This is a genomic window from Brevibacterium sp. HMSC07C04, from assembly GCF_001815905.1.
Taxonomy (GTDB): domain Bacteria; phylum Actinomycetota; class Actinomycetes; order Actinomycetales; family Brevibacteriaceae; genus Brevibacterium.
The window spans coordinates 1-3,083 of record NZ_KV823280.1 but is presented as its reverse complement, the minus strand read 5'-3'; the positions used below and the strand labels follow the sequence as shown (position 1 = coordinate 3,083).

Below are 3,083 nucleotides of genomic sequence, written 5' to 3'. Positions count from 1 at the left end.
CGTTGCGTTTCATTTCACCGCCGCAGTAGCAGCGGCGTTGATTCTTTGGCATTGCGCCACCACACCACGCCGCTCATAGCACACAGTGCTAGCCCCTGCGCGGACCTCACGTCCGAGGCCCGGATATATGCTCCCGGAGCATATATTTTCCTGAAACCGCGAGGTTACGCCCCGGAAATCAGCAATTCCGGACACACTTTTTGTCGTTTAACCCCGGCAGGCAGTCGCCCGAGGTGGTGTTAATCACCACTTGTGCTGTTCAGTACGCTGCCGACCATGCCCCCCTTAAGAACAAACGGCAGGGACCGCCCGTGGAAAACAGAAGCGTGGCCTCGCGCGCTTCTTTCCGACTCACATTCTTCGAGATTCTGAGGTTACCCTCAAAGGTCACGATGTTCCGGACCGTGCCGTCAAGGGCGGCGGGAATCAGCGTGCGCTGCCACGATACGGCAACCCCGACGACGATGAGGACAGCGCCGACCAGCCCCAGCACTGTCAGGTTCAGCATTCGCATGCGCCGTTCCTTGCCTTCGCTCTCAGATGATTCCGACAAGTACTGCTCCTATCACGATCATCACCAGGCCCAGCCCAGCCGTGATTCCGTCGCTGACCAAGGCAGCGATCCACGATCTGCGGTTGCAGGCCAGGAGCATGCAGGCCATGCCGACAAGGATCGCCCCGAGCGACTGGTGCACGATGTCGACGATGTCAGCGACCGGTGCTGCGAAGACCGTGAACTCGGCAACCAGGCCGAAACCGATAGAGATGAGGGTGGCGGCCGCGATGGCCGGTGCGGCGTCGGTGAATGCTGACGGCCTTCGGCCGCTCAGCATTGACCAGAGTGCATTCGTCGCAGCGATCAGGATCAGTGTGCCACCGGCCCCAGCGAGGAAGTGCGCTGCATAGTCGAAGCGTCCGGATCGGACGAGATACGCCACCGCCCCCACTCCTGCAAGTACGCTGACGGCCACAAGGCGGCGGATTGCCAGGAACTCATACATTGCGGATCGCGATGGGGACCGATCGCCACCACCAACCGGTTGTCGTCCCATACTTCCCATTCGTCTTCAGATAGTCTTCGACATCCTCGCGGGTGCCATGGTCGGCAACCTGTATTTCAATGATCGCGCCATCACATCGATCAACCAGATTCGGGTCTGCATCGCCGATTTCAGGGATGTCGCCGATGACTCGCTCTACGGTCTCAGTTGACGGGGCGTCCGCACAGGATGCTCTCGACGGAACGTTGTCGTAGACAGCATCCTGGACGAAGAACGAGGGAACGAAGGCAACCGCCGCGATGCCTAACACTGCGAGAACAGCACACGCCGCTCCCGCAGCGATAATGACACGAAGGATCGAACGGCGACGTGTACTGCGCTTCACGAATCCCTCCCTGTGCCAGTATCAGTCATGGACCGTCTCTGAACCCGCCCCTGCACGAAAGCCCGAGCCCAATGAAGTACGCATCCTTCGTAAACTGGGTAGAATGGATTAATGTCGGCGCGCCTATTTGTGAGGACTCAAAGTGACCCACACCGTTCCACCAGACGCCGCAACGACACCACTTGCGGAGCTCTCTGATTCCGATGTGGTCATTACAGCAGAAGGAGAAATCGCCTGGGTAGCGGCTGTTCTCCATAGCCCCGATGGCACGAGTGTTCATGCATTTCCTGGCGCCGGACCCGGATCCCAGGTCGACGGGCTTAGCACATCTCTACCGGAGTTCAGTCTGCCCCCAGAATCCGTGGTTGTGGCGTCTGCTGGAGCCCCCTCGGACTGTCCGACCATACTGGCACTCCCTCCTGGCAGGATTCAGCAAGCCTTCATACTAGCGGGCGTGAACGCAACGAGGATACGTGTCGAATGGAAGCGCTCCGACGACTTGGACTCCTTAAATCAAGGCAGTACCGTGCATTTTGTGCTCGACGACGGGAAACTCTACCGTGTCGTTTACGGTAAGTTCGTCTCGTCTAGCGCAAATCCAGCAAAAACTAAAATTAGATACAGTGAATCTACTGTAAATGACTATGTGGCCAATAGGGACTGCGTCCACTGGCCAGTTCTTGCAATCACTGAATTACCTGAAAACCCCAAGCAAGCATAAGGTCCTCCGGGCCATCGTGGGTATCAACAACCCAGGTCGCCTGAAACGCAAAATAGCGATCTTCCGGATTCGCTGCAGCTATGTGGACGGACGAGGTTTCCGACTGCCCTAACGTCTGATCGATTGAGCATGACGAAAGGGGATCCGTCGACCCGACCGTGCATGTTTCAACTGTAGGGTCGCCCAGGGGGATTCCGGAACTGTCCACCTGCGCATACCGTGCGATTGTTGCTTCCATCGGCGCAGAGGGCCCCTGTAGCAACAAATCAACCACTGAAGAATTTTGGTTCTTCGCTTGGCTGAGGTCAGGCCAGGTCGCCTTCTTTGGCAACGGTGACGATTCAGGGTAGTCAGAAGTGTCAGGCCATGAAGTAGAAATCAGAGCAGGTTGAATTGAACTGCCCGGGAGCGATAGCTGGTAAGGAGACTGGGCGGCACGTGATCGTTCGACGACCTCGTAGCCGTCACTGTCTTGATTCTCAACATTGCCCGCAGAGTTGCTGGAACAGCCGGCCAAGAGGGCGACTATCGATGAAAGAACTATTAAGCGGAGTCTATTTTCCACCCTTGACGCATGTCTCTTTCTTGGGCGTCTGATTATAGTAGCTGACTGCGAGCGTCTTCTTGCCGACCTTCGAGAAGAATCGGCCAGTCGCGCGGTAGACATACTTCGAGTTTTTCTTGCACTTTTTGTTGAGATTAACCTGGTGGTACTTCTTTGCTCCCGATCGCTTTCCGCTCTTGAGATGCTCTTGGCCAAACCACCGGAGGCGGTAGAGCTTTCCTTCGACGCTATGCGCGGATGGAGTGACTTTGCACCTTCCGATTACATGCGTATTGATGGTGTAAGTCACTCCCTTGCTCCTGGAAATATGAGGGTAGTCGATGTCTCCCTGGCATCCAGTCTTCGAGGGTGGACGTTTTGCGAAAGGCTGCGTGGCAACTGAAGCGGCCTGGGTTTAGTTCCGCTTCTATT

The 3,083-nt window shown here is 56.6% G+C and carries 5 protein-coding genes; 1 reads left to right on the top strand and 4 read right to left on the bottom strand.

The window, feature by feature from the left end; translation table 11 throughout:
• Positions 1-259: 259 nt before the first annotated feature.
• From HMPREF3162_RS09175 to HMPREF3162_RS09165, 3 genes are read right to left on the bottom strand one after another with little or no spacing between them, the layout of a single operon-like run.
• Complete coding sequence (locus HMPREF3162_RS09175) at positions 260-514, bottom strand: hypothetical protein (RefSeq protein ID WP_070576912.1); 255 nt, start codon at positions 512-514, stop codon at positions 260-262.
• A gap of 22 nt (positions 515-536) precedes the next feature.
• Positions 537-1,001 (bottom strand): hypothetical protein, encoded by a 465-nt coding sequence (locus tag HMPREF3162_RS09170; protein WP_141759581.1) that lies wholly within the window; start codon positions 999-1,001, stop codon positions 537-539.
• Positions 994-1,386, bottom strand: a complete 393-nt coding sequence (locus HMPREF3162_RS09165) for a hypothetical protein (RefSeq protein ID WP_070777653.1) — start codon at positions 1,384-1,386, stop codon at positions 994-996. Before HMPREF3162_RS09165 ends, HMPREF3162_RS09170 begins: the two co-directional genes overlap by 8 nt.
• A 142-nt stretch (positions 1,387-1,528) precedes the next feature.
• Here HMPREF3162_RS09165 and HMPREF3162_RS11690 point away from each other — a divergent pair, with 142 nt between their 5' ends.
• Positions 1,529-2,107, top strand: coding sequence for a hypothetical protein (locus tag HMPREF3162_RS11690; RefSeq protein ID WP_141750270.1), 579 nt, complete (start codon positions 1,529-1,531; stop codon positions 2,105-2,107).
• 554 nt (positions 2,108-2,661) lie between these two features.
• Here HMPREF3162_RS11690 and HMPREF3162_RS09155 read toward each other — a convergent pair.
• Positions 2,662-2,961 (bottom strand): hypothetical protein, encoded by a 300-nt coding sequence (locus HMPREF3162_RS09155; RefSeq protein ID WP_070576903.1) that lies wholly within the window; start codon positions 2,959-2,961, stop codon positions 2,662-2,664.
• Positions 2,962-3,083: the final 122 nt, after the last annotated feature.